Source organism: Geminicoccus flavidas (genome assembly GCF_009806515.1).
Classification (GTDB): Bacteria; Pseudomonadota; Alphaproteobacteria; order Geminicoccales; family Geminicoccaceae; genus Geminicoccus; species Geminicoccus flavidus.
In genome coordinates, this window is record NZ_WUJP01001009.1 from 1 (window position 1) to 24,688 (window position 24,688).

The 24,688-nt window shown below is 64.9% G+C and carries 20 protein-coding genes and 1 pseudogene; 14 read left to right on the plus strand and 7 right to left on the minus strand.

Annotation, left to right across the window (positions count from 1 at the left end; all coding sequences use genetic code 11):
* Window positions 1–795: 795 nt before the first annotated feature.
* Window positions 796–1,716: a cell envelope integrity protein TolA gene (locus EQG76_RS28615; RefSeq protein ID WP_159718565.1), complete on the minus strand. Its 921-nt coding sequence runs from the start codon at window positions 1,714–1,716 to the stop codon at window positions 796–798.
* 615 nt (window positions 1,717–2,331) lie between these two features.
* Between EQG76_RS28615 and EQG76_RS28620 the strand changes: the two genes are divergently transcribed.
* Window positions 2,332–2,553 (plus strand): hypothetical protein, encoded by a 222-nt coding sequence (locus EQG76_RS28620; RefSeq protein ID WP_159718567.1) that lies wholly within the window; start codon window positions 2,332–2,334, stop codon window positions 2,551–2,553.
* Between the two features lie 318 nt (window positions 2,554–2,871).
* Here EQG76_RS28620 and EQG76_RS28625 read toward each other — a convergent pair whose 3' ends face one another.
* A complete protein-coding gene (locus EQG76_RS28625) occupies window positions 2,872–3,345 on the minus strand; it encodes a type II toxin-antitoxin system HicB family antitoxin (RefSeq protein WP_159718569.1) in 474 nt (157 codons plus the stop codon).
* A gap of 346 nt (window positions 3,346–3,691) precedes the next feature.
* Here EQG76_RS28625 and EQG76_RS28630 point away from each other — a divergent pair, with 346 nt between their 5' ends.
* Both EQG76_RS28630 and EQG76_RS32930 read left to right on the plus strand, forming a co-directional pair.
* The gene (locus EQG76_RS28630; protein WP_159718571.1) at window positions 3,692–3,892 is read left to right on the plus strand and encodes a hypothetical protein; all 201 of its coding nucleotides are present in this window, start codon (window positions 3,692–3,694) and stop codon (window positions 3,890–3,892) included.
* Between the two features lie 86 nt (window positions 3,893–3,978).
* Window positions 3,979–4,113, plus strand: a complete 135-nt coding sequence (locus EQG76_RS32930) for a glycine zipper family protein (RefSeq protein ID WP_159718573.1) — start codon at window positions 3,979–3,981, stop codon at window positions 4,111–4,113.
* Window positions 4,114–4,301: 188 nt separating this feature from the next.
* Here EQG76_RS32930 and EQG76_RS28640 read toward each other — a convergent pair whose 3' ends face one another.
* Together EQG76_RS28640 and EQG76_RS28645 are read right to left on the minus strand one after the other, a co-directional pair.
* Window positions 4,302–6,821 carry a family 16 glycoside hydrolase gene (locus tag EQG76_RS28640; RefSeq protein ID WP_159718575.1) on the minus strand — a complete coding sequence of 840 codons (2,520 nt, stop codon included), beginning with the start codon at window positions 6,819–6,821 and terminating at the stop codon, window positions 4,302–4,304.
* Window positions 6,822–7,147: 326 nt separating this feature from the next.
* Window positions 7,148–7,852 carry a DUF4410 domain-containing protein gene (locus EQG76_RS28645; RefSeq protein ID WP_159718577.1) on the minus strand — a complete coding sequence of 235 codons (705 nt, stop codon included), beginning with the start codon at window positions 7,850–7,852 and terminating at the stop codon, window positions 7,148–7,150.
* A 385-nt stretch (window positions 7,853–8,237) separates the two neighbouring features.
* Here EQG76_RS28645 and EQG76_RS28650 point away from each other — a divergent pair, with 385 nt between their 5' ends.
* The 6 genes and pseudogenes from EQG76_RS28650 to EQG76_RS28675 all read left to right on the plus strand — a co-directional run bounded on the left by EQG76_RS28650 (window position 8,238) and on the right by EQG76_RS28675 (window position 17,758).
* The gene (locus EQG76_RS28650) at window positions 8,238–8,753 is read left to right on the plus strand and encodes a transporter suffix domain-containing protein (RefSeq protein ID WP_159718599.1); all 516 of its coding nucleotides are present in this window, start codon (window positions 8,238–8,240) and stop codon (window positions 8,751–8,753) included.
* A 99-nt stretch (window positions 8,754–8,852) separates the two neighbouring features.
* Window positions 8,853–9,971: an HlyD family secretion protein gene (locus EQG76_RS28655; RefSeq protein ID WP_200841206.1), complete on the plus strand. Its 1,119-nt coding sequence runs from the start codon at window positions 8,853–8,855 to the stop codon at window positions 9,969–9,971.
* A gap of 61 nt (window positions 9,972–10,032) precedes the next feature.
* Entirely contained in the window at window positions 10,033–11,004 is a 972-nt protein-coding gene (locus EQG76_RS28660; RefSeq protein WP_200841207.1) for an FUSC family protein, read from the plus strand.
* Window positions 11,005–11,079: 75 nt separating this feature from the next.
* Window positions 11,080–11,169, plus strand: a pseudogene (locus EQG76_RS33765) (QacE family quaternary ammonium compound efflux SMR transporter); the annotation flags it as partial.
* 1,081 nt (window positions 11,170–12,250) lie between these two features.
* Complete coding sequence (locus EQG76_RS28670; protein WP_159718581.1) at window positions 12,251–13,591, plus strand: hypothetical protein; 1,341 nt, start codon at window positions 12,251–12,253, stop codon at window positions 13,589–13,591.
* Between the two features lie 780 nt (window positions 13,592–14,371).
* Complete coding sequence (locus EQG76_RS28675; protein WP_159718583.1) at window positions 14,372–17,758, plus strand: ATP-binding protein; 3,387 nt, start codon at window positions 14,372–14,374, stop codon at window positions 17,756–17,758.
* 151 nt (window positions 17,759–17,909) lie between these two features.
* Here EQG76_RS28675 and EQG76_RS28680 read toward each other — a convergent pair whose 3' ends face one another.
* Complete coding sequence (locus EQG76_RS28680) at window positions 17,910–18,167, minus strand: hypothetical protein (protein ID WP_159718585.1); 258 nt, start codon at window positions 18,165–18,167, stop codon at window positions 17,910–17,912.
* Window positions 18,151–18,321, minus strand: coding sequence for a hypothetical protein (locus tag EQG76_RS28685; protein ID WP_159718587.1), 171 nt, complete (start codon window positions 18,319–18,321; stop codon window positions 18,151–18,153). The genes EQG76_RS28680 and EQG76_RS28685 overlap by 17 nt, the downstream gene beginning before the upstream one ends.
* 1,021 nt (window positions 18,322–19,342) lie before the next feature.
* On the opposite strand from EQG76_RS28685, the gene EQG76_RS28690 reads away from it, so the two are divergent.
* Both EQG76_RS28690 and EQG76_RS28695 read left to right on the plus strand, forming a co-directional pair.
* Window positions 19,343–19,642, plus strand: coding sequence for a hypothetical protein (locus EQG76_RS28690; RefSeq protein WP_159718589.1), 300 nt, complete (start codon window positions 19,343–19,345; stop codon window positions 19,640–19,642).
* A complete protein-coding gene (locus EQG76_RS28695; protein ID WP_200841209.1) occupies window positions 19,642–20,073 on the plus strand; it encodes a PIN domain-containing protein in 432 nt (143 codons plus the stop codon). The genes EQG76_RS28690 and EQG76_RS28695 overlap by 1 nt, the downstream gene beginning before the upstream one ends.
* 194 nt (window positions 20,074–20,267) lie before the next feature.
* Here EQG76_RS28695 and EQG76_RS28700 read toward each other — a convergent pair whose 3' ends face one another.
* A complete protein-coding gene (locus EQG76_RS28700; protein WP_159718591.1) occupies window positions 20,268–21,083 on the minus strand; it encodes an AraC family transcriptional regulator in 816 nt (271 codons plus the stop codon).
* A gap of 130 nt (window positions 21,084–21,213) precedes the next feature.
* Between EQG76_RS28700 and EQG76_RS28705 the strand changes: the two genes are divergently transcribed.
* The 3 genes from EQG76_RS28705 to EQG76_RS28715 are packed head-to-tail and all read left to right on the plus strand — an operon-like array spanning window position 21,214 to window position 24,438.
* The gene (locus tag EQG76_RS28705) at window positions 21,214–22,533 is read left to right on the plus strand and encodes a tetratricopeptide repeat protein (protein ID WP_159718593.1); all 1,320 of its coding nucleotides are present in this window, start codon (window positions 21,214–21,216) and stop codon (window positions 22,531–22,533) included.
* A 7-nt stretch (window positions 22,534–22,540) separates the two neighbouring features.
* Window positions 22,541–23,782 carry an MFS transporter gene (locus tag EQG76_RS28710; protein ID WP_159718595.1) on the plus strand — a complete coding sequence of 414 codons (1,242 nt, stop codon included), beginning with the start codon at window positions 22,541–22,543 and terminating at the stop codon, window positions 23,780–23,782.
* Window positions 23,782–24,438, plus strand: a complete 657-nt coding sequence (locus EQG76_RS28715; RefSeq protein WP_159718597.1) for a DUF2938 domain-containing protein — start codon at window positions 23,782–23,784, stop codon at window positions 24,436–24,438. Before EQG76_RS28710 ends, EQG76_RS28715 begins: the two co-directional genes overlap by 1 nt.
* The last annotated feature ends 250 nt before the right edge of the window (window positions 24,439–24,688 follow it).

Below are 24,688 nucleotides of genomic sequence, written 5' to 3' on the forward strand. Positions count from 1 at the left end.
GTCCAGGTCGGCGGCAGGGGCGGCAGGTCGCCTTCATACGGCGGATCGTCATATCCCGGGATCAGATCGCCGGCAGTAGCCGTCACCTGCGCTTGCGCCGGGGCGACGGCAGCAGCTGTTATGGATCCGGCCATCGTCAGGAAGCCACGCCTGCGCAGGCGTGGCCAAGCCCGTCTTGAGGTATCGCGATGCCATGACATAGCACGTGCCCGTATATGTCCGCTCAAGGCGGGGATCCTATGCACGTTTTCACTAAACAGATTTCTGGAAGATCATCAATAATGCAGTAGTCACTCAGCCATCTGCTTAGGGCCGGCGAAGCCACACGCCCATACGAGCAAACAGGTGACATAACACTCCTGTCGCTCATCCATCGTCTCGTCGATGAGCGCCGACCTACGGCTATCGCCGCATCGCGATCCTTCTCAACCAGAAGCTCGTCAGGAACAGGCTGCCGCCGGCGAACCGCAAGCGCGTCCATCGAATCATGCAGCGCCCCGCGCTGTTTCTTGAACGGCGCATTGGGCCGACACGACGACAAGATGGTGGTGATACGCGCGAACCTCAGATGGCGCCGGATGGTCTAGAGTTCGCTGGGATGGCGCTCGCGCACATGGCCTTCACCATCGACGCCTTCGACCGCGAGATCATCTCCTTCACAGGCGTGTCTGGTGCAGGCGCCAGTAGCTCGGACGTGCGCGACATGATGGTGAGGAAATCGGCCCCGGGAATAGCGGGAGCGCCATTCCCGGGGCCTGTCCAAGAAGCTAGAAGTGTAGCCTGTACATGGATGGATCACGCACCTCCGGTGCCGACCTTCCTAAAGTTCAGGATGATGTCTTTCCAAACTTCATAGTCCTCTGACGGTAAGGTCAGCGGCGAGCAGAGCAACGCGGCGCGTTCAGCACTTTCGGCAAGAAGCCGATAAGCCGGGTCTGACTGAATTCGTGCCCGCTCGACCGGCATGGCACTCTCTACCGAGCCGTCCGGCAGGATACGGAGGTTAATGCGCACTCCCTGGTTCTGCAGAGGCACGGCCTCTTGCGGCACGGTCCAGCAAGGGGTGATCTGCTCCTGCAAGGAGGCCGCAAGAGCGACTGCGCGTGGCCGTGTGCTTGCGGTGCTGCGAGGCAGGGTGCGGACTGGAGCTGCGGCCACGACGACCGGATTGGCCGGCGGCGTGGTGTTGGCGGAAGCGGCGTCAGGGGCCACTGCAGCGAAGACGACAGGCGCAGTGGGTGGCGCTGCTTGCGACACAGGGGGAGCAGCATAAGTCAGCGCTGGCGCCGGCGCTGCAACCGCTGCACTGGCAACTTCGACCGGCGGGGGCTGCGGCAACGGCTGGAGTACCCCGGGATCTTGCGGCAGATGGCAACTCTTCTGAACATTCATCTGCTGCAGTGCGTCATACTCGCCCTTCAGGCGAGCGTACTCGGCTGCTTCGGGGCCATCGCCTCCCTCAAGAAAGAACAGGGCTGGCCAGAAAATCACCATGCCGAGCGCCATTTGCGCGGCATCGTTATCTGCCTTCGTATCCAGGGAGGCATGGAGCTGTGAGACCCTACCAGAGATCCGCTGCATCTCCAGGCTGATCTGGTTGCAGTCATAGCCCCTATATTGAACAGGCGACACATACTGAGTGGTGATGTTATCGGGCTGAGTTGCACAGCCAGATAACGCTAAAATCGCGCATAAGCCAACAACACGACATTGCATAGATTGCCCTCGTGACGGGCTGAGTACTGTAGAATTTGCCTCAGCTTCCGGCGAAGGTATCAGAATTCCATGCGGCTACGTCAACTTCAATAATGAAATTTCCGGACACATCCGGATGTTTTTGCTGCCCGTGCCACTGCCGACCTCCAGCATCTTGCGCAATGCAGCTGCCATCCCCGATGGTCGGCGTCCTTGGCTCAGGCCACTGCGGCCAGCTCGGCAGGGGACCGGGATTCGCCCGTTTCGCGTTATTGGTCATATGACTGATTGACATGATCTATCTATGGTAGCATAAGCTAACCGTAGCTGGATAACTTCTGATAGAGATTGCCCACGAGTGCAAATCTTGGGAGGCGTCAGGATGGCTTGTGGACGCGACTTGTCAGATGCCGAACGCCGCCTCCAAGAATTGGAGAACCAGGCCACTCACTTGCGAAAGATCATCCTAACCATGGAGGAATATGGCCTCCCCCACCTTGCCGAGGCGGCCCGAATGCTGCTGGCCGATCTCGACCTACCTCTTATTCTCGCTCGGGAGCGTAGCGACCGGAGCAACCCTTTCCCGGATCATGGTCTTGGCATGGTGGGATAGCACCCCCGACCGGCAGGCTGGAGATGACCGTGTACAAGGTGGTCTGGGCCAACAGCTTCGGTGAGCCCGTCGAGCGAGCGGAAGGAACGACAAGGCTAGCCTTTCGGTCAGCCGTCCAAACGGCGATCGAGCGGCGGCGGATCAAGCGCAGCTACGCGTATCAGCTCCAGTGCCCGCCGGAGGAGCGCGACGACCTGGTCGACGACATCACCGACCTGATGGCTCGGCTGATCCGGCCGTCCTGAGCCGACAAGCTGGCTCAGAACAGGGTGCAGACGCAGAACCGCTAAGCGACCAAGGGCGTGAGCGGCTTTGCGTGGTGACGCTGCTTGGCCACTCCGACCACAGCATTTCGTCGAGCTGCGCACAGTGCGACGGAACGACCGGCGGTGCGATGCGCAGACGGTGGCGGCAAAAGACGTCAGGTGTGAACATTCTTGCGGTGAGGCGCGGGCCAGCAAGGCTTCCGCATCTAGCACAAGCCCATAGCTGCTGCGCCTGCCGTCTGGCGGAGCATGAACGACTGGATCGCCCAGGAGATGGGCAGAATATTGCTTGGCTAGTCAGCGGCACTTAACCGGGGCGTTTGGCCTCGTCTGCAAGCCCGGGAACAGTTCCTGCAACGGCCGGACCTGCTTGAAGACCTCCGCAGCCCGTTTCGGTTTGTCATCGTCGTCGACTGTGTCGGGGTTGCCCACCGGAACCAGGATCCAACGGGCACCGGTACCTGCGAAAGCGTGCTGATCGATGCGAGGTGCTGGCAGGGAGGCGCCGGCCGCCAGCAGGGCGTCGACATGCTCGGCCAGGACGTCGGCAGCCATGGCGGTAGCGTCCGCGACCGTGGCGCCGGCTGCCACGCAATACGGGAAGTCGGGGAAGGCCACGGCGTAGCCGCCGGACCGGGTTGACCGGAGCTGGGCCGGATAGTGCCGGACCGTCACGGCGGTCCCTTTCTGGGACATTGTGTTCCGGATGCGGTGCCTGCCGAAGGACCGGAAATAAACAAGAAAATACTGTAATTCATAATAGAGGCGCATCCCTGTTCGTTCGCATTGCAATTTAGCGCACTACATCCAGCGTTTTTAGATAAAATTCTACGGAAACGTCTTTAACTCAATCCAGATCTGTGCTATAACGGCAACATCGGTATAATGTTAATGTGCGGAGGCGGCGGTTCGGCATTGGTTCATCGGCAGATGCCGAAGTGCCGATGGGGTTATGCGCCGCATCAAGCCGCCGGCCATGCCTCCTGCGCCTTCACCTAGCCGCCATCCAGGCGGCAAGGCGGCCGGCGCTGCCACAAAGCCATCACCGAACCGGACCTATACCGCTCAGCGTCGGGGGGGGCCCGTTCTTGTGACTTCCACGGTGTGGAGGACAACAATGAAGCATGTCCTGCTCGCCGCTGCCTTCGTCGCTGCCGTCCTGCTCGGCCCAATGTCCTGGGCCCTGTCTGGTTGGAACGGTCCCATCCCCGCCGCGAGCGTCGATCTCTACGGGAACGTCGTCGGCTACGAGTTGGACGATCATCGTCTGGCCGATGCGCAGGGCCAAGACGTGCCGGTCGGCCCGCCACCGCCTTGAGCGGCCGGCCAACGAGCACCACCCAGCACCAGCCCGCCGGCCGTGCCCTCTGTTGCCGGCGCCGAATCAGGACCGATGTGTCGATCATGAGCTTGGGCACGGGCCTGGCGCTCGGTATCGCGCTTGGTGCGGTGCTGGGCGAAGCGCTGTTCGACAATATGGCGGCCGGCGTCGCGGTCGGCCTCTGCTTGGGCGTGGCGCTCGGGCAGGTCAGGCGCTGACCGGCTAGCCGCCGCTATCCAGCCGCTGCCGGGCGGCCGGCTCGACTTCCGGCTCGTGTGCGGCCAGCCGGAGCAGCAGGGTGGACAGTTCGGCCTGGGCGGCCAGCTGGATGCGCTCCAGATCGGCCAGCTCGGTGGCCGCTACCTGGCCGTCGAGCTGGCTCTCCTACCCAATGTGATCAGCAATATCAGAGCTGACGGATGCGAACCGCGCGGAACTGCACCTTCCCGGTGTGGTATTGCAGCCCGATCATGCCAGACCTGCTGAGTGCCGCTGGCACATCGCCTTCGCTTATAAGCTGCCCATTGAGTTGCACCGCCACGCGAGTTCCGCGTGCGGTGATCCGATACTCGTTCCAGTGGCCCGCCATGCCTTCCCGGCTCGGCATCTTTTGTGTCCAGACCCTTGCCGGCACATGACTATAGACGGCGCCGGTGCGATGCCGTGGGCTTTGCAGGCGGCGGCTGGCCGCGTCATAGCCGGTGTCGTCGATCTGGATCTCGATGGCACGATCATAGAAGCCGGCAGCATCAAGCTCGGCAGACGGACGCGGGGTGCGCAGGAAGATGCCGGAGTTGGCGGTCATCTCGCCACTGCCAGGCTCGAGGAACGCCTTCCATTGCAAGCGCAGCTCAAAGTCCGTGAACAAGTCCGGGTCGTCATAGAACAGCACGCCCAGCCCGGCTTGGCCATGCACCTCCAGGATGCTGCCATTCTCGATCAGCGCGGGCTGTTTTTCGGTGAAGCGAGGATGGTTCGGCTGCCACTTGGTGACTTCGGCACCCTCCAGCAGGAACCGGAAGCCTTGGGCCTTCTCCTGCGCCACCTCGTCCTCGCCCGGCAGCGGCGTGCTGACCTGGCGATCGACGATCGTCTCCGCCACCTTGCGCGCAAGGCACAGGCCGGTCAGCACCGGGTTGGCAGAGCCGACGGTAGGGAACAGCGCCTGGTCGACGCAGGCGACGTTGGCGATGTGATGGAGATGCCCGTTCACGTCGGTGACCGATAGTTCGGGATCATCGCCCATGAACAGCGTGCCGGCATCATGCCAGGTGCTGCCCACCTGATGGCGGTCCTCCGGCTGGATCCCGCTGCCGCCCATCTCTGCGGCAAGGGCCAGACAGGCATCCCGCATCCGTTGCCAGATCGGCGCATCCGCCTGGTCGGCATAATGGACGAAGGCCCGCGCGTGATCGAACTGGTGATCGCGATCGGCCGGACTCGCCAGGTCGATCCAGCTCGTCCCGCTCGCATGGACCTTGGCGCTGCGGTCCCCCTTCATCTCGCCGCAGGCGCGGAAGATCAGGTTGATCCGGTTCGGGTCCTGACGGTCCGCCAGCCGCTGGGCCAGCTCGGCATCGGGGATCATGCGGTAGAGCAGGCCCTCGGCACTGCCGGAGGCGTCACCGGTGCCATAGACCTGGAGATGAAAGCGGCCATCCGGGGTATCGGCCTGCAGGTGGAAGCTCGCGGTCTGCAGGCGATCGCGCAGCGTCTTGCCAGTGGCTTGCTGCACCCACTGCGCGAAGGCGGCACGGTCGACGTGAAACGGAAAGTCGAAGCGCAGGTGCGCCATCAGGTTGCGGCCAATGAGCTCGTCCTGTTCGGGCCTCTGGGCTGCGGTGGGGAAGGATTCCAGCGCAAGCCGCGTGGACTCGATGCAGCCCAGCCCAAGCACCACCGTACAGGTCGGCTTGATCGGCAGGAACTGGCGCACCCCATTGACGAACAGGTCGATGCCGGACACGCGATAGCCTGCCACCTGCGCGCCGTCCCGCTCGACTGGATCAACGATCAGCCGTGCCACGTGCGTCCGTGGCACCAGGAACAAACGTGCCTGCGCATCCGGCTGACCGCGCGCGTTGCGCAGCGCCGAAATCAACAGCGTCAGGCTGCTGTATTTGTCGGGTGAGAACACGCCCGAGACGAAGGACTGGGTCTGCACGGCGATCGGTGGATCGACCGGATCCTGCAGCGGCGTGCCTGGACCTTGCCGCAGCGTGTCCAGCGCATCCAGCAAACGTGCCTTCAGCGCCGCGTTCAGGCCGAGCTGATCCGGCGGTTCATCCGGACCTGCCACAGGGTCGAACACGTAGTCGTCCGCCGGCTGCACACCGATCTCGAACTCGACCGCCTCATAGACGGAAGCAGGGGCGGGTGGTGCCAGCCGGTTGGGCAGGTTGCGGCCGAAGGTGGGCGGCGAGATCAGGTAGTCCTTTACCGACCGGGGCCACTGCGCCAGATCGGCCTCCTGCAGGCGCGGGCACCAGCCACCCCAGTAGAGCGACTTGCCGCCAACACAGTAGGCCGTACCCGGAAAGGCCTCGTTGCCGACCCAGCCCGTGCCCCAGACGAGGTGCCGGGGTTCTGGCTGATCCACCCCGCCGCTCGACCGGAACGGGTTGCTCAAGCTCAGATCGGGGATGTTCTGGCCGTGCTCGTGCACCAGGAACGGGCCGGCTTCCAGGACCAGCACGCGCAGGGGCGTGCGGCCGGGCACATCGCTCTCGGTATAAAGCTTGGCGGCACTGTACCCGCCATACATGCCAGCACCAATGACGACGACATCGAAGTCAGGATTGCTCGTCGCTTCCTGGAAGGTATTGCAGATGAACCGGCCCATCACGTCGAGACTGAAGCTCGTCTGCTGGACGTCAGGGGCGCCGGCAAAGCTCTCGGTGGTCACCTGTAGCCGGGTCAGCGGCATCGGTCCGTCCCAACCACGAAGGAAGAAACAACATCCACCGACAGCAGCAGGCCGGCCGCAGCGCTCGCCTGGATCATGCGCGTGATCATTTCTGTTCCCCCCTGACCGGCGCTTCTTCGGGCCAAGGCGGCACCGTAGCATGAACCAACCAAAAATGCCTGCCTGCTCGGCCGAGGTTGGCGGGTCGGGCTTGCCCCTACCCCCTAGACCCCTCGAATTGGTCATAACCCGGGACCGGGTGTCGCCCAGCGGCAGATGCGTTCATTCGTTCCGAGCCAGATCAGCCCACCGAGCATCGCCACCGATCAGTCAGGCCGCGCCGGCGCCTAGTGCCACCCGCGCTTCTCATATGCATCGTTGATGATGTTCGCGATCTCGTTGGCGGTCCGCTTCGCGGCCGCCTCGATGCTTTCTGGCCCGGCTTCCTGCAGCACGTTCCCGGCTCCGCTGATGGCGGCGCTTGTCGCCACCGTACCTGCGGCCACACCGCCGCCGATCGGCACAAGAATTCCAGGTATCCGCCCGCCCGCTGTTTCGATTTGGCCCGAGCCCAAGGAGGTCAGGCCGGTAGCGGTTACTTGGTAGGTTTCGACCAGGGTTTTCAGTTCGGCTGCACCGGCGCCGAAGCCAATCAGCATCCGCTTCGTCCGGCTGCCTTCATTGATCGAGACGAACGCACCGCGGATCACGCCGTCACCCACGTGCGGGAACGGCCCGGTCGATCCGTTGATCGCCGGTATACCGTGGTTGTTCAGCGCTTCGATGAGATATCCCGCCGTCAGTTCGCCCAGGCGGCGCCCTAGCACAATCTCCTTCTCCGACTGCGGCGTGGTCCTCTGTTGATACAGCTGGGCAATCGCCGAGTCCGGCGGCAGATCCGCAGGGTCCGAGGCGAAGTCATAGACGAGGATTCGCGCCGGCTGCGTGACATCCCGATCAGCAGCGGCCTGCAGTTCGCCCACGGTCGTCCTTGCGCAACCCACGGTCACCAGGGCAGCGGCCATGCACCCGGTGAGAACGATGCGTCTCATGATCCCCCTTTCTTAGTTCGAGGCGCCCCGTGCGGCAGGCCACAGGCTGGCGAAGGTCCTGAAGGGCTTGGCAGTATGCCGCGGCATTCTCGCGCTACCAAGCGACGACCATGGCGGTGCCAGGGCGTGAAAGAATTCTTTCGCGGAAGACGGGAGGCGCCCCAGCATCACCTCGCTCCAGGCGCGGCGCTAGATCTGGCCGACGTCGATAAGCTGCAGTCCAGGGGATCCGGTCCGTCCTCCCCGCTACTGACACCTCGCCACGGCAGCGCACCGACGCCTGCAGAGCATGATCTACGTCGCCATGAGTAGCCTCATGGACTATGCTGACAAGTCCCCGGCACCATCAGCCGTTGCCGAGGTCCTTGCCGCGGTGCGAATGGCGATGAATCCTGCTCAAGCTACAGTGGTACCCAATACCCTCGGCTGGCGGTTCAAGCTGGGAATTGGGATCTTCGTACTGGCATTTGCGATATGGCTGCTGATTCCGCTGGCAGCCGCGGTCGGTGTCTCGGGAACTAAAATAGCTGCCCTGACTGGTACATTATTTATCGCGAACAAGGTGCTCTTGCTTCTGGTCGTCGTTGTCATGGGCAAGGCCGGATTTCAGGAACTGAAACGGCATATGTCCGGCTATGTGGCCACGTTCGTTCCCGATACTGTCAATCCTCTCCGGCATCGGATCGGCATCGTTATGTTCTGCCTGCCGCTGATCTTGGCGTTTCTCAAACCCTATATCGATACTATGTGGCCGGGTCTTCGGCCCAACATTTGGCAGCTACAGCTGCTGGGCGATGTCATGCTGATCGCGAGCTTCTTCGTCCTTGGAGGGAACTTCTGGGGCAAGTTTCGAGCGCTGTTCGTCCGAACTGCTCGGGTCATCGATGCCGCTACGCCGTGAGCCGGATAGTCCGGCCTCTCCCAGGCCGTGGCGGCCCGGTCCTCAGCGGGGCTGCAGGCAACACATGCCCAGCAACGTGTTCAGCAAGCGGTGGCCGATATGTCCGAGACCTTGTCTGACAGGATGGAAACCTCTGCGGCACAGGAGCGGCCTTCTGAAGCGAACCCTCTACGACGCGTCGCCTTCGCCGTCGTCGCGCTGATCGCCGTTCTGTTCACCCTGTCCATCTTAATGGAACGCAGCACGCCATCTTCGTCTCAGGCGGTGGTGCAGGCCTATGTGGTGCCGATGGCGTCCGAAGTAGGGGGCCGCGTCGCAGAGATCAGCGTGATCGACAATGCGCGGGTGCAGGCTGGGCAAACTCTCTTCCGCATCGATCCTCAACCCTACGAAATCGCCGTTGCCGAGGCGGAAGCTCGGCTCGAGCAGATCGGACAGACGATTGGCGCCAGCACGGCGGCCATCGAAGGGGCACAAGCCCAGGTCATTGAAGCGGAGGCCAATCGCGCCAATGTGCGCGAACAGGCGCAGCGGGTCATGCAACTGGTCAAGCGGGGCGTTTATGCACGTGCGCGCTATGACGAGGCGAAAGCCACTCTAGACGCCGCGGAAGCCGCTGTTACCCGTGCCGAAGCCAATTTAGAGCGTGCCCGACAAGAGCTTGGCCCCGCGGGCGAGAACAATCCGCAGCTCAAGCAGGCACTTGCCGCACTGGAGCAGGCGCAGCTGAATCTGGTTCGCACCACGGTCACGGCGCCTTCGGATGGCGTGATCGCCAATCTTAAGCTCGCAGTCGGGCAGGTGGTCGGTGTCGGGCAGCCGGCGCTGACCTTCATCGATGCCGGAACCGTTTGGATTTCTGCCTCCTTCAAGGAGAACAGTCTTGAGTATATGCAACCTAATGATATGGCGTCGGTGGTCTTCGACACACTGCCCGGCAGGGTATTTTCGGCTCGGGTCGAGAGTGTCGGCTGGGGTGTCGCCCAGGCTGCCGATATTGGCTCATCCAGTCTTCCGATAATCCGCAATGACAGCGGATGGGTGCGCGAGCCCCAGCGCTTTCCCGTGCGCCTGGTGCTGCTCGACGACGCCCGTCCTGCTGGCCCCCGCTACGGATCCCAGGTGGATGTCGTGATCTATACGGGTGACAACCCGGTCCTGAACGCGCTCGGGGTCTTCTGGATCCGGGTCGTCTCCGTGCTGACCTATGTCAGCTGAGATCACCACAAGGTCGGTCGAACTGCTCGAACGGACACGGGCGCGACGTCAGGGATTGCGGGTGGCACTCGCGGTTGCGGTCGGCTTTGCCGCGACGACGGCGGCCGGCAGCATCATTCCGTTTCTCACCCCCCTGTTCGCTGCCCAGCTCCTCATCTCCGGCCGCCGCCCTCTGACCTTCGGCCAAGGGCTCGGCATGATCGTGTTGATTGTCATCGTGGGGCAGATCCTGGCTCTCTTCACTGCTCTGTTCGGTGATCGACCGCTCGTATTCCTATCACTCCTGTGGTTCGTCTACTTCACGTGCTTCCTGCTCCAGGCCAGCGGGAAAGCCGGGCCGGCAGCCAGTCTTGTGCTGGTCATCGCCATTCTTGTGCCATTGCTCAGCATCCTGCAGCGTGATCTTGGCGAAGAGATGATACTCATTCTTGCCGAGGCCGTTATAGGCGGGGTGCTGCTCTCCTGGGCAGCGCATGCACTTCTGGCCGATTCGGGTGAGGACACGGCCGCGCCACCAGGCGCGTCCATCCACCGACCGGCAAGCCGCCAGGCATTGGCGAGCGCGTCGATTCTCACCGCGGTCGTCGTGCTATGCCTCGTCGGCCACCGTCTTTCGACCGCGATCGTCATCCCCATTACGGTCGCGTCCCTACTCGGGCAACTGGACCTGGCGAGCACCCAGCGGGCAGCCTTTGGCCTCATGGTCGTCAATCTGCTCGGGGGAATCGTGGCGACGATCGCATTCACGTTCCTCGAGGTCCACCCGACGCTGTGGCTCCTGTTTCTTATCGTTCTCCTCATAAGCCTTCTGTTCGGCGGAAGAGCCGCTGGGGACTCGAGAACGGGCAAGGCCTACGGCGGCGCGCTGACGATCTTCCTCGTCCTTTTCGGCCTTGGGGTCTCGCCCTTGCCCGTGAGCACGCCAGAGTTGCTCTCAACGCGGATCTCGTATGTCTTCTTCGGGATCCTCTGGGCGATCGGTATGGCGGCGTTGCTATGGCCGCGTCCGCAGGATGCGGGCGTCAGGGGCTGAACTATCGAGCCGCAACATCACCACGATAATAGTTAAAGAGGCCTTCCATGGTCTGGGTCATTCTTCTCCGCTGGCTTGCTCGAGATCGGCTGAGCGATCGGCCTCAAGTATACTGCTGGCTTCACCCGGCTCGTGCCGACGGTGCTGACCGTGGCCTTCATGTTGGATAAAGGCGGTCATCGCGCCCTGGCCGGAGGCCAGCTGCACCGAGAAGTCCTGGATCTGGGCGCCCATGCCGGCGCGACGGCCGGCTTCGGCGATGCCGCCCATCGCATTAAGGCGCATATGGCGCGCCCCACTCCATACCCTGCCTAGATCTGTCATAATGTTACTACTCAAGAATGTCGTCACGCCGAAGCTGCGCGAGCCGGGCAGTGCCAAGGCGAAGGCGTACCTGATCGAGCTGGTCCAGGGGTGCCGGTCGTATGCGAGCTCATCCGCGAACGCACCCACGGCCGCCGACCGGCACCTGCCGGGTGGATGACGCAGACCTAGCCGAACAGGTGATCGCGGCCGGTCTGGCCCAAGACTGCCCCGGTGCAGCAGGAGCGCTATGCCGGGGTGGAGCAGCCCCAGGCCTAGGCATTGCCCCTGCCGGGCTACTGCCAACCGCGCTAAGCGCGGCTCAGCTATCTTCCTCATCCTCGGCTGGATCGTCCTCTTCCAAGTCCTCGTCCTTAGGAGACTCCAGAGAAACTTCAATAAGAGAGTATCAGCACACAAGTGAGGAAATTCAGAACACAAACAAGGAGATTCTCGATGCAAGCGAGGATTGATAGATTTCCCTATTGCTTTTCCATATAAATCTACTGTTTTTCTGCACATATTTTGGGATATGACTCTTTATCTTGAAGAAACTGAGATTCTTCATAAATTTCTGGCTGCAGAGCAACGGCTGCTATGGCGTGATCATGCGGCAAAGGGTCATGTGCATGATGCTCACAAGAAGTTGCCGCCTTGCTCGCCTCCCAAAGCGATAAGGGGATGCACTACGAGTTGCCGGAGGACGGGCCCTGTTCGTCCAGCCGACAACGGCAGATTGCCCAGAACCTCGGCAACAAGACCGCTATCAAAGGTTTGACCGTTGGCTGCATGAAACGAGCCGCCTGACCTGCGCGAGATCGTCTTCATCGACAGCGACCAGCAAAGGCAATCTTCTGTCGGTGGTGATCAGGTAACGTATCCACTCGCCTGAGAAGGGTGGGCACGGGCTCGTCGACATTCAGCCTGCCGGGATCCGTCCAGCATGTCCCTTCGATCTGATCCCTGCTTTCTCCGCCCTGCCCACCTCCGATCTCCTGAGGATCACGCAGCAGCACTGCATGCCGGCGGGCGCGGGCATGTCACCATCGCCCGCAAGCACGGCGGCGCCTGGCATGAGAGCGCCATCCCGGTTCCTGAACTCCCTTATGCCGTGCGCCAGCTCCGGGGTGTCGAGGACATCTACATCACGCAGAACCGCTTCTTCGGCCCAAGGCGGCTGGTCGCGCACCTGGCTGCACTGAACGCCCTATTCATCGACCTGGACTACTACCGAACTCCTCATGCCGATGCCCATCCCCAACATGTCCTGGCTCTCGCCCTGGAGGCGCTGGAGCGTGCCGAGCAGCCATCTCCGTCCTTCGCACTCGACACCGGTCGTGGCCTGGCCCTGGTCTGGCTACACACGCCTTTGCCGCGTGCGGCCCTGCCGCGATGGCGGGCCTGCCAGAAGGAACTCTACACCACCTTAAAGCAGCTGGGCGCAGATCCCCTGGCCACCGACGCAGCCCGGGTCTTGCGCCTGACCGGGACCCGCAACAGCCGGGTTGATCGGCTGGTCGAGGCACTCACCCCGGTAGGCCAGCTATGGAACTTCGACCTGCTGGCCGATGAGATCCTGCCGCTCACCCGGTCCGAGATCATCAGCCTTCGGCTGGAGCGCGCAGCCCATCGACCGCACGACCGACTGCGTCCTCGGCCAGCATGCTGCTTCGAGGCAGCCGGGCTTTGGGAAGGCCGACTTGCAGAGCTACAGCTCCTGCTGAAGCATCGCTGGTTCGACAGCCTGCCAACCGGAGAGCGGGATGCCTGGCTGGTCCTGGGGGGCACGGCCATGGGTTATCTGGTGCCGGGCCGGATGGTCCGTCGAGAGATCCATGCCCTGGCCCACGAGGTAACAGGCGGCCACTGGAGCACGCGAGAGACCGACTCCCGAATGAGCAGCGTGATCCGTCGGGCCGAGTATGCTGCTCTTGGTCGGAAGATCGAGTACGGGGGCCGTCTCGTCGATCCCCGTTACCGCTTCTGCACCGAGACGATCGTCGAGATGCTCGGCATCACCGAGAACGAGATGCGCTCCTGCGGGTTCAGGCACCTCGTCACACTCGACATCCGGCGCGAGCACGATCGGCAGCGTCAGGCCAAGACGCGACGTGCTCATGGAGCGGTGCCGCGGGCTGAGTACGAGGCCCAGGCGCTGAACCGGATCAAGCCTTGGGAAGCCGAAGGGATCAGTCGGGCCACCTGGTATCGACGTCGTGAGACAGGTCCGTCCCGTTGTATGGTGGGAGAATCCCTTTCTCCTCAGGAAAGGGCCACTCCATGACCAGTAGCTGCGACAGAACCAGCTTTCTGCCGGGAACTCAGGATGGGCCGATGAGCCATGCTGAGGGCAGCACCTTTGGGCTTTAGGACGCGGCGGAAGCAGACTGCTGGAGGCCCAGGGAAGCCCGCTGGACGGGGTTCCAGACTCGGCCCTGCTGGGAGCCTGGCCTGAGCAGAAAGCCAGCCAGAGGGCTCCAGGAGGCTCCGGAATAAGGCTTGATTGCGGAGTACTCGCCAGTAAGGGCGATTTCCCGAATGAGGGAGATCCGCTTGGCGGACGACCCCTCGGACGGCGATCCGCCTGTCGGCCGATGCCTCCCACGGGAGGGTATAGGGTGGCAAATCTCTGGGACTCTGGGGCGGGAGACCGCAGGCCCACCTTCTTTCTCACCGATGCAAAATTCACGATGGGGTCTCCCTGGTTCCCGGATGCTTTCCTACCCATCGGTGCCAGGTCAGTCCTTGAATCTGAAGCGTTCAGGAGGCCAGGAATGCCCGCCGGGAGAGCCGGGTAGCTGCCCTTCCAGGTGACACCCCTGGGCCGGGTCTGGAAGTCATTGTGATCAATCCAGGTGGGTCGACCGCCACCGCGTCCAGCGATACCGGCCAGCAGCAGCATGCCAGCGTCCGTGGTCAGGCGACCGCCGTCGAAGGTGAAACGCACTTCTTTGCCGGCCACCCGCGTCAAGAAGGCGCTCCGCTTGTTCCATCACGTGCTCCCGAGCCACCCGGGATAGACTGCATCCGTCAGGGCGAGGGGCCGCATCAGAGGGGGCGGGGGTTGGACGTCAGGACTTGGCTGCGTGGCCTAGGCTTGGGGCAGTACGAGCCAGCCTTCCGCGACAATGACATTGATGCGGGCCTGCTGCCGACGCTGACCGCGGACGACCTGCGCGAGCTCGGGGTCGTTTCGCTCGGTCACCGCAAGCGGCTTTTGACCGCGATCGCCGCCCTGACGCAGCCGAGCGGCCTCGGACTGCCGGCGCTCACGCTGCCGCCAACCTCGACGGCATCACAAGCCGAGCGTCGCCAGCTCACGGTGATGTTCGTCGACCTTGTCGGCTCCACGGCGCTCTCGACCCGCCTCGACCCGGAGGAGATGCGCGAGGTCCTGCGCGCCTACCAGAACTCGGTCGCGGGCGAGATAGCGCGCGTCGACGGCCACTTCGCCAGGCTGATGGGCGACGGCGTGCTAGCCTATTTTGGCTGGCCCCGCGCGCATGAGGACGACGCCGAGCGCGCCGTGCGGGCGGCACTGGCGGTCGCCGAGGCCGTCCCTCGACTTGCCACGCCGGCCGGCGAGCCGCTCGCCGCGCGGATTGGGATCGCGAGCGGCCTCGTGGTCGTGGGCGACCTGATCGGCGAAGGCGCCGCCCAGGAAGAGGCCGTGGTCGGCGAGACGCCGAATCTTGCCGCGCGTCTGCAGACGGCGGCGACACCGGGTGCCGTGGTGGTCGACCTGGGCACGCGCCGGCTGCTCGGCGAGGTGTTCGAGCTGCGCAAGCTCGGCCCGACCCGGCTCAAGGGCTTTATCCGTCCAGTAAGCGCCTATCAGGTCCTGGGTGAGCGCCTCGCCAAGAGCCGCTTCGAGGCGTGTCAGCCGGGCCGCCCGGCGCCCATGGTCGGGCGCGACGGGGAGCTGGCACTGGTGCTGGAGTGTTGGCGACAGGCCTCCACTGGGGAGGGCCAAGCGGTGCTGCTAGTCGGCGAAGCCGGCATCGGCAAGTCGCGGCTGGTGCGGGCCGTGCTGGACGCAGTCGAGGCCGAGGAGCACGCGGTGCTGCGCTACCAGTGCTCGCCGTACCACACCGCGACCCCGCTGTGGCCAGTCGCCCAGCAGCTCCGCCTCACCACCGGCGCCGAAGCCGGCAATGACGACCCGGACACGCTTAGCAAGCTGGAGGCGCTGCTGCGGCAGGGGCTGGAGCCGGAGGAGGCCAGCGGCGCAGTGCCGCTGGTCGCCGCCCTGCTCGGGATCGACCTGATCGATCGCTCCCCCTCGCCGGACCTCACCCCGCAGCAGCAGCGCGCCCGCACCTTGGCGGCGTTGGTCGGGCAGGTCCTGGGCCAGGCACGCCGCGGGCCGGTGCTGCTGGTGCTCGAGGATGCGCACTGGGCCGACCCCACCACCCTCGAGCTGGTCGGGCTGGCACTGGATCGGATCACGAGCGCGCGCGTGCTCCTGCTGGTGACGAGCCGACCCGACGGGCAGCCCGCCCTCGACGGCCACCCGCGCAGCACCCGCCTCTCGCTTAGCAGGCTCGGCCGTGGCCCGAGCAAGGCGATCGTGACGCGCCTGGCCGGCGGCAGGCTGCCACCGGCGGTGCTGGGCGAGATCGCCGCCCGGACCGATGGCGTGCCGCTGTTCGTCGAGGAGCTGACCAAGGCGGTGCTTGAGGCCAGGACGGGCACCAGTGTGGCGGTGCCGGCCTCGCTGCACGCCTCGCTCATGGCCCGGCTCGACCGCGTGCCCGAGGTCAAGAAGGTGGCGCAGGTCGCAGCTTGCCTCGGGCGCGAGTTCGCCTATCCGTTGCTCGCTGCGGTCTCACCGGTGCCGGAGCTGGAGCTGCAGGCCGCCTTGGACCGGCTGACCACAGCCGAGCTGGTCTTTGCGCAAGGTGAGCCACCCGAGGCGAGCTATGCGTTCAAGCACGCGCTGGTGCGTGATGCCGCTCACGAGAGCCTGCTCAAGGCGGAGCGGCAGCGGCTGCACGCCCGCATCGTTCGGGTGCTGGAGGGGAACTTCCCGGCGACGGTCGACGCTGATCCCGAGCTGCTGGCCCGGCACTGCGCGGAGGCGGGACTCGCCGAACAGGCGGTCGACTACTGGCAGAGCGCCGGCGAGCGGGCGCTGGCGCGCTCCGCGATGGCCGAAGCGGTGGCCCAGCTGACCAGGGGATTGGAGGCGCTGACGAGGCTGCCCGACGGGCCTGACCGCCAACGGCACGAGCTCGGCCTGCAGCTCGCGCTGGGCCAGGCGTCGATCGCCGCGCGCGGCTTCGCGGCACCGGAGACCGGCCGCGCCTATAACCGGGCTTGCGACCTGTGCCGCGCGCTAGGCGACGTCCCGGCGCTCTTCCCGGCCCTGTACGGGCGATCGGTGCATCATCTCGTTCGTGGCGAGCTGGCCCTGGCGCATGAGGCCGCGCGCGAGCTGTTGCACTCGGCCGAGGAGCGTGGTGATGCCGCCGCGCGGGTGGCCGGCCACCGCATGGTCGGCGCGGCCTTGTGTCAGCTCGGGAGGCTGACCGAGAGCCGCCACCACCTCGAAGCGGCGCTCACGCTGTACGACCCCGTGCGGGATCGCAGCTCGGCCCTGGTCTACGCCATCGACTCGCGCGTGGTGTGCCTGTCGTGGCTGTCCCTCGTGCTCGTGGTGCTCGGCTATCCAGAGCGGGCCCTGGCGCAACACGGCGCGGCGCTCGCCTACGCCCGCGAGCTGGCCCATCCTGGCACGATAGCCGTTGCCCTCGCCCCCATGGGTTGCGTCCTCCATCAGCTGCTCCGGGATCGGCGGAGTGCTCGCGAGCAGGCAGAGGCGGCGATAGCGCTCGCGAGCGAGCAGGCCTTCCCGCACTACCTGGCGGCGGGCACGGTTGTCCGCGGCTGGGCCATGATGGACACCGGTCGTGCGGAGGAGGGCATCGCCGAGATCCGCCGGGGCTTAGCCGACTATGGTGCCACCGGGGGCGAGATGTGGTCGCCCTACTTCCGAAGCCTGCTCGCCGAGGTGCAAGGACAGAGGGGCCACGCCACGGCCGGCCTGGATCTCGTGTCCGAGGCCATTGATCAGGCCGGACGGATGGAAGCTCACTGGATCGAGGCCGACCTGCACCGGCTCCGGGGCGAGCTGCTGCTGGCCCTGCCTCAGCCCGAGCGGTCGGAGGCAGAGGCTTGTTTCCTGCGGGCGCTCGCCATTGCGCGCGAGCAAGGTGCCAGATTGTGGGGGCTTCGCGCCGCGACGAGCCTCGCTCGGCTGTGGCGGGACCAGGGTCGAGGCGACGAGGCGCGCGAGCCTCTCGCACGAGCGTACGGCGGGTTCACCGAAGGCTTCGAGATGCCGGACCTTCGGGAGGCGAAAGCGCTCCTCGACGAGCTGGCCTCAGTGGCTTCTGGCTCGGTGGGTGTGCAGCAGCGCGCTCTGCACCTTGGAGCCGATAAGGTCTGAGGCCATGCGGGTGACGGTCGGCTGGAGGGCCGCCTTGGGATCGATGCCGCCAACTGTGGTGCGGCCCGGGGAGAGTGACAGTCCATCTCGGGCTGACCAGCAGCGATACCGCGTCGCTATCCGATAGAGATCGAGAGTTCGGTACTGCCGCTCATCGATGGAACTCGCCCTGGAAGGCGCGCATCGTCGCCTCGAGCAGCGCGTCACGCTGCCCTTCATCAAAGCCCGCTTTCTCAAGCTGCTCGCGCATAGCGAGCATTTCCTGCCAAAAGTGCCTGGCCTCAGGCGAGGCACGCCTGATCAGCAGGATCATGTCGAACAGGGCATCGGCCTGCGTCGGGGTGAAGGTGCCATTCGTTGTCATGCGAGCAAGTTGCTTTGCCCGCCACTCATTAATCAGGAACATCATCCTTCTCCTTCGACAACTTGCAGAAGGCGTGCGGGTCAGGAACCTGGCTCAGCGCCGAGCCCCCGCCCCGTTCCTCCAGCGGGATGAGCAGGCCCGCCAGTTCCGGGTCCAGATGGCTGCGCATGGCGCTGCCGAACGCCCGATTGGCAGCCACCAGTCCCCCTGCACCGACGGCGATGGAAGGCCACAAAGGTATCGTAGGTCGAGTGGCTGATGGCCAGGCCGATGTCGAGCGCCACGTCGTGCAAGGCTAGATCGCCGGCGGCACCTGGGCCTGGAGGAGTTCCAGAACCTCCCGCACCTCGTTTGGCGGCCACTTGCCCTTGTGGACCTGCAGCCAGCAGACATTGGTCGCCTCGTTGAGCTAGAAGTCAGGCACCAGGAGATCTTCATCACCCTCTGCGAGCGCCTGGGCCAGATGGCTGTCTGGCTCGGCCAGCCGCCGTTGATCTGGCCGCCTCGGGAGAGTTCAGCTGCTCACGTAGCCCATCAAGAATCGCTGCTGTTTGTGCCTGAATCAGACACTGATGCCGCAGAGTAAGGTCGCCAGCTGCGCGACCCGATTCTGCCCTGTTGGACCCACCGTCTGATGCTCGATGAGTGGCGTGCCCAGCAGGGCCTGGTACGCAGCCGCATCAACCTTATTGATAACGATAAATTACAGCGTTCTACTTGCTTTTCATCGCACGACCTGCAACCACTACAACGCCATGCACGTCCATCTTCGGGGGCAGCCAAACCCCGAGTTATGGAACATGGTCGGGGATAAGATCCTCGGCATCCTCTGCCAGCTCGTCCAAGGCGGGCTGCTGCCGGTCGAGTCGGCTCTTGAACGCCAGCACGTCCTTGAGCCTGGTCCAGCGGTGCTTGCCACGTAGCGGAACGGCAGGTCGCCTGCCTCCATGCACTGCACGACCAGTGGCCTGGACATGCCGAGGATGTCGGCTGCCTGGTTAGACGTGAGCTCATCACCTGGGTTCTTCTGTGTGAATGAGGATGATGCGGCCCTGAGCATCTCGAGCATCCCCTTGAAGCAGTGGGCGTAAAGCCACTGCACCACATTCGGATCAAGCAAGGACCATACGGCGACGTGCTGCTTGAACCGGAGAGGCAACGAACGAGGTTGATGAGCAGCGCTTACGGGCTATATTACTGGGCACACTTGGAGAGCCATCATGGGCAGCTCACAGCGGCGCGCCATCCAGAACTACCGATCCCGCCTCGGTGCGCGTGGCCTGGCCCGCTTCGAGGTGCTGGGACTCGATGCGGATCGTGATCTGATCCGCGCGCTCGCCCGTCGCCTGACGGAAGAGGGGCCCGAGGCTACGCAGCTGCGTGCGACGGTCAGACAGTCCCTTGCCGGCGAGCCGCCGAAGAAGGGCGGGATCCTGGCGGCCTTGCGTCGCTCGCCCCTGGTCGGTGCAGACCTGGATCTTGCCCGACCGCGCGAACCAGGGCGCGACGTCGATCTCTGATGCGCTACCTCCTCGACACGAACATCATCAGCAACATCGTCAAGCCGGCACCGTCGGACTCCCTGCTCGCCTGGATGGCGGAGCGGGACGATCAGGACCTGTTCATCACGTCGCTCACCATCGCCGAGATCTGGCGTGGCATCCTGGAGAAGCCGACTGGCAAGCGGCGCGATCAGCTGGAGGCCTGGTTTGCCGGATCAGAGGGGCCGCAAGCTCTCTTCGCCGGCCGGGTGCTGCCCTTCGACGAGAAGGCAGCGCTGATTTGGGCGCGGCTGATGGCCGAGGGCAAGATGAAGGGTCGTCCGCGCAGCGCGCTCGACACCATCGTCGCTGCGGTGGCCGAGGCCAACGGCTGTGTCGTGGTCACGGACAACGAGAAGGACTTCCTCGATATCGAGATCATCAACCCGCTCCGTCCCAGCCCTCGATAATCAGCCCTCGATAATCAGCTCTAGGTAGCAGCCTCGCAGGAGAGCTGCGGGTCAGGAACTTAGCTCAGCGCCGCGCCCTAGCTCGTTTCGCTAAACGCCGAGACCTCAGCCTGATCGTGAGGAGTGTCTGGTTGGAGTCGCCGTTTTTGGGGCTGTTCGGGTTGGCGGCTCACTCACTCCTGCCGCAGAGCCTTTCAGGTGCCGTTCTCTCTGCCATAGTCCTGCTTTGCCGCACGTCCGCGCATGTAGGCCTGGGGACTGCAGCCCATGTCGATGCGGAACGCGTAGATGAAGGCCGATGTCGAGCCGTAGCCGAGTTCCATCGCCGTCTGCGTCACGCCCAAGTCACCGCCCAGCAACTCGATCGCCTTGAACAGCCGCAGGCGACGCCGCCAGGAGCGCAGGCTCATGCCCATCTCCGCCTGGAAGTGGCGGGCGAGGGTCCGTTCCGACATCCCCAGCTCCCGGCCCCAGTCTTGTGGCCCACGCGGGTCGGCCGGGTCCTGGTAGAGCGCCTCGCACAGTGCCGTCAGGGATGATCCCCCGCGCGGCCATGGAAGCGCGCCCGGCAGGGGCCGCGCGCGCCGGAGCTGGTCGAGGATCAGGTGGGTCACCCGCCTGACATAGCCATCATGGTCCTCCTCCCCCTCGACCTCGGTGGCCTCGACGATGAGTGCCTTGAGCAGCGGCGTGACGCTGAACACGGTCGGAATCTCCGGAAGACCACGGCCCGCCTCGTCGGCGATCCAGAGACTGCGGAACTCCGCGCCGAGCAGTGAGCCTACGCGGTGCCGCAGGCCGGTCGGCAGCCAGACGGCCTGCTCCGGCGAGATCACGAAGGTGCGGCCCTCCACCGCCACCGTCAGCACGCCTGAGATCGCGTACACCATCTGGTTCCAGTGGTGCATGTGCTCCGGGAAATATCCGCGCGCCGGGATCGATTGCGCGCGTACGGTCATCGGATCGGGCCGCGCCAAGCCAGGTGGCGCCTCGATCGCCTTCCATGTCATGTCGGACCTCCAGTTTGGCAGTCATTCTATATCTATTGGCTGGATGTCAAAATACGGACAGGAGGAGATCCTGTATGGGTTGCTGGAGCCGACGCCACAGCTTGCCCGACCTCAGAACCAGGAACCTGCCATGGCCCGCCTCGACCGCCGCGGCCTGCCGCTCTCGACCACGTCCGACCGCGCAGCCGAGCGCTACCGGGAGGGTATCGACCTCCTCCTTTCCGCTTGGCCCGGTGCTGCGGAGGCCCTGGAGGCGGCGATCGCGGCCGATCCGGACTTCGCTCTCGCCCACGCGGCGCGTGCCCGCCTGCACGCCATCCGTGCCGAGCCCGCCCAGGCCCGCGCACGGATCGCGGCTGCGGCCGAGATCGTTGCCCGGCAGGGCAGCGAACGGGAGCGGAGCCATGTCGAGATCCTGTCGCTCGCGATCCAGGGCCGATCGAGCGAGGCGCTGGAGCGCGCCCTGGCACATGCCGACATCTGGCCGCGCGACGTCCTGATCCTCTCCTTGCCCCTGGGTGCCTTCGGGCTGTTCGCCTTCTCCGGCATGGCGGACCATGACCAGGCGCGGGTGGACCTTTGCGAGCGCCATGCCCGGCACTTCGCGGCCGATGACTGGTGGTTCCTCACCTATCGGGGCTGGGCCCATGCCGAGAACGGCGCGGTCACGCTTGGCCGTGACCTCACCCAGCGCGCCTATGACCTCCGCAGCGCCAATGCCAATGCCGTCCACGCGCTCTCGCACGCCATGTTCGAGGGCGGTGCGGGCGACGACGCGGACAGGCTGATCGCGGAATGGCTGCCGGGCTACCACCGCACCGGCTCCCTTCACGGCCACATCGCCTGGCATGCGGCGCTCGTCGCATTGGAGCGTAGCGATCCGCAGCGGGCACTGGAGATTTACGGCGAGCATGTCCAGCCATCGGTTTCGGCGGGCATGCCGATCAACGTGGTGAGCGACGCGGCCTCCTTGCTGTGGCGCCTGCGCGCCTACGGCCATGCGGTGCCGGAGGGGCTCTGGGAGGAGGCGGCTGCCTATGCCGAGCCGGTCTTCGCCAAGGCAGGCTTCCCCTTCGCCGACGTCCACATGGCCCTTCTCGCGGCGGCCACCGGCGACCGTGCTGCGGTCGAGCAGCGCGCTGCGGCGCTGACGGCGCTGGTCGAGGCCAGGACCCTTGCCGCGGGGCCGGTGGTGCCCGCGATCTGCCGCGCGGTGCTCGCCTTCGCGGAGGAGGACTACCCCGGCTGCGTGCGCATCCTGGAGCCGGCCGCGGCCGAGGTGGTGCGCATTGGCGGCAGCGGCGCCCAGCGCGAGGTGGTGGAGGACACGCTCCTCCTGGCCCTGATGCGGAGCGGCGAGAGCGCCAAGGCCAGCACCCTCCTGGACCGTCGCCTGCACCGCCGCCCGTCGCCGCGCGACGCGCATTGGCAGAGCCTCCTGGCTGCTTGAGGGCACCATGTCGTACCCAAACGCCAGCACCGCGGCCGGACCGTCACCCAGCCTCACCTACCGGCATGAGCGTGGCAACGTCCTGAGGCTGGCGGCCGCGCAGGCATTGGCTGGGGCGAACTCGACGGTCGTCTTCGCGACGGGCGCCATCGTCGGCAACTCGTTGGCGCCGAGCCCGGCGCTGGCCACGCTGCCCATCTCCATCTTCGTGGTCGGGATGGCGGCCTGTACCTTGCCTGCGGGGGGCATCGCCCAGCGCCACGGCCGCCGGGCTGCCTTTCTGGCGGGAACCGGCTGCGGCGTGCTCGTCGGCCTGCTGGCGGCCCTCGCGGTGGTGCTGAGCTCTTTCTGGCTGTTCTGCGCGGCGACCTTCGTCGGCGGAGCCTATGCCGCCGTGGTCCTCTCCTTCCGCTTTGCCGCTGCCGACTGCGCGCCGCCGGAGCGACGTCCGCGCGCCTTGTCCGCCGTCATGGCAGGCGGGGTGTTCGCCGGGGTCATCGGCCCGCAGCTCGTCACCTATACGATGAACCTGTGGCCGCCCTACCTGTTCGCCGTCACCTTCCTGGCCCAGGCCGCCGTGGCCGCAATCTCCGCTGTCCTTCTGCTGGGTGTGCGGCTGCCGATGCCGACAGCGGCGGAGGTCGCCGGCGGTCGTCCGCTTAGGATCATCGTGCGCCAGCCCCGCTTCGTCACCGCCGTGATCTGCGGGGTGGTCTCCTATTTGCTCATGAACTTCCTGATGACGGCAGCGCCTTTGGCCATGCAGATGTGCGGCCTCTCACAGGAGTCGGCTAATCTCGGCATCCAGTGGCACGTGATCGCCATGTACGGCCCCAGCTTCTTCACCGGGCGGCTGATCACGCGCTTTGGCGCGCCGCGTGTGGTGGCGGCCGGGCTGGCGCTGACCGCCGCCTCTGCCGCGGTCGGCCTGCTGGGTATGGATGTCGCGCATTTCTGGCTCACCCTGATCCTGCTCGGCATCGGCTGGAACTTCGGCTTCGTAGGCGCCTCAGCCATGGTGCTGGAATGTCACCGGCCGGAGGAGAAGACGCGGGTGCAGTCACTCAACGACTTCATCGTGTTCGGGACCATGGCCTTCGGGTCGTTCCTGTCCGGCGGCCTGCTGACGTCCTACGGCTGGAACACGGTCCTCTGGCTGTCGTTCGCGCCGCTCACCCTTGCAGTGGCGGCACTGATGCTGGCCGCGATGGTGCGGCAGAGCCCACCCATTCAAAAGGAAGGTGTGTGATGAACACATCGGAAATCATCATCAGGGCCGCGGCGGTCGGGATCGGCGGCACCATCGTTCTCGATCTCTATGCTTTCCTGTTGCAGCGCTTCTTCGGCGTGCCGGCGACCGACTGGGCGATGGTAGGCCGTTGGGTCGGCCACATGCCAAGAGGCCGCTTCATCCATCAGAACATCGGCAAGGCGGCGCCTGTTGCAGGAGAGCATGCGGTCGGCTGGGCCGTGCACTACGTCATCGGCATCGTGTACGGCTTGCTTCTTGTTGGCCTTTGGGGCGCCGAGTGGCTGCGACAGCCTACGTTCCTTCCGCCCATGATCCTGGCGCTCGGACTCCTCGTGGCTCCTTACTTCATCATGATGCCAGGCATGGGGTTAGGGGTTGCAGGCGCCAAGACGCCGAAGCCGAACATGACGCGCCTGAAGAGCGTGGCCGGCCATTCCATGTTTGGCCTGGGCATGTATGGGACAGCTCTGGTCGTAGAGGCCTGCCTGGGCTGGCGGCACCACGGCTATGGCATGATGGGCAACGGCGACTGGGCCTGGATGATGATGTTCGGCCCGCTCATGATGATCCTGTTCATCGCAACGGTCGTGGCGCTTGTCGCCTTCGTGCTCCGCTGGCTAACCGGGGGCGGGACGCACGGCTCCGTACAGTGACTGGTCACGTCCACCAGTAGGACATCGCTCGATTAGGCTGCGCCCCGCTATGCCTCACATTTGAAGTCGGGGTTGTCAGACTGGTTGGGCCGGGATGATGGGCGTGATCTCCTTTCCACGCAGAGTGTGAACCATCCAAGCGGCCGAGTACTTAGAGACACCCGTGCATTGTCACGCATGCGTGTACCCCAGCAAGACGGCTGATCGAGACGCCCTCTCCTGTCTCACATGGGTTGTTCTTGATCTTCCG

Excerpts from the sequence above, each read along its gene's own strand:
- EQG76_RS28615 (WP_159718565.1), bottom strand. The coding sequence starts at position 1,716 with ATGCAATGTCGTGTTGTTGGCTTATGCGCGATTTTAGCGTTATCTGGC.
- EQG76_RS28620 (WP_159718567.1), top strand. The coding sequence starts at position 2,332 with ATGACCGTGTACAAGGTGGTCTGGGCCAACAGCTTCGGTGAGCCCGTC.
- EQG76_RS28625 (WP_159718569.1), bottom strand. The coding sequence starts at position 3,345 with ATGCGCCTCTATTATGAATTACAGTATTTTCTTGTTTATTTCCGGTCC.
- EQG76_RS28630 (WP_159718571.1), top strand. The coding sequence starts at position 3,692 with ATGAAGCATGTCCTGCTCGCCGCTGCCTTCGTCGCTGCCGTCCTGCTC.
- EQG76_RS32930 (WP_159718573.1), top strand. The coding sequence starts at position 3,979 with ATGAGCTTGGGCACGGGCCTGGCGCTCGGTATCGCGCTTGGTGCGGTG.
- EQG76_RS28640 (WP_159718575.1), bottom strand. The coding sequence starts at position 6,821 with ATGCCGCTGACCCGGCTACAGGTGACCACCGAGAGCTTTGCCGGCGCC.
- EQG76_RS28645 (WP_159718577.1), bottom strand. The coding sequence starts at position 7,852 with ATGAGACGCATCGTTCTCACCGGGTGCATGGCCGCTGCCCTGGTGACC.
- EQG76_RS28650 (WP_159718599.1), top strand. The coding sequence starts at position 8,238 with ATGAATCCTGCTCAAGCTACAGTGGTACCCAATACCCTCGGCTGGCGG.
- EQG76_RS28655 (WP_200841206.1), top strand. The coding sequence starts at position 8,853 with ATGTCCGAGACCTTGTCTGACAGGATGGAAACCTCTGCGGCACAGGAG.
- EQG76_RS28670 (WP_159718581.1), top strand. The coding sequence starts at position 12,251 with ATGTCCCTTCGATCTGATCCCTGCTTTCTCCGCCCTGCCCACCTCCGA.
- EQG76_RS28680 (WP_159718585.1), bottom strand. The coding sequence starts at position 18,167 with ATGATGTTCCTGATTAATGAGTGGCGGGCAAAGCAACTTGCTCGCATG.
- EQG76_RS28690 (WP_159718589.1), top strand. The coding sequence starts at position 19,343 with ATGGGCAGCTCACAGCGGCGCGCCATCCAGAACTACCGATCCCGCCTC.
- EQG76_RS28695 (WP_200841209.1), top strand. The coding sequence starts at position 19,642 with ATGCGCTACCTCCTCGACACGAACATCATCAGCAACATCGTCAAGCCG.
- EQG76_RS28700 (WP_159718591.1), bottom strand. The coding sequence starts at position 21,083 with ATGACATGGAAGGCGATCGAGGCGCCACCTGGCTTGGCGCGGCCCGAT.
- EQG76_RS28705 (WP_159718593.1), top strand. The coding sequence starts at position 21,214 with ATGGCCCGCCTCGACCGCCGCGGCCTGCCGCTCTCGACCACGTCCGAC.
- EQG76_RS28710 (WP_159718595.1), top strand. The coding sequence starts at position 22,541 with ATGTCGTACCCAAACGCCAGCACCGCGGCCGGACCGTCACCCAGCCTC.
- EQG76_RS28715 (WP_159718597.1), top strand. The coding sequence starts at position 23,782 with ATGAACACATCGGAAATCATCATCAGGGCCGCGGCGGTCGGGATCGGC.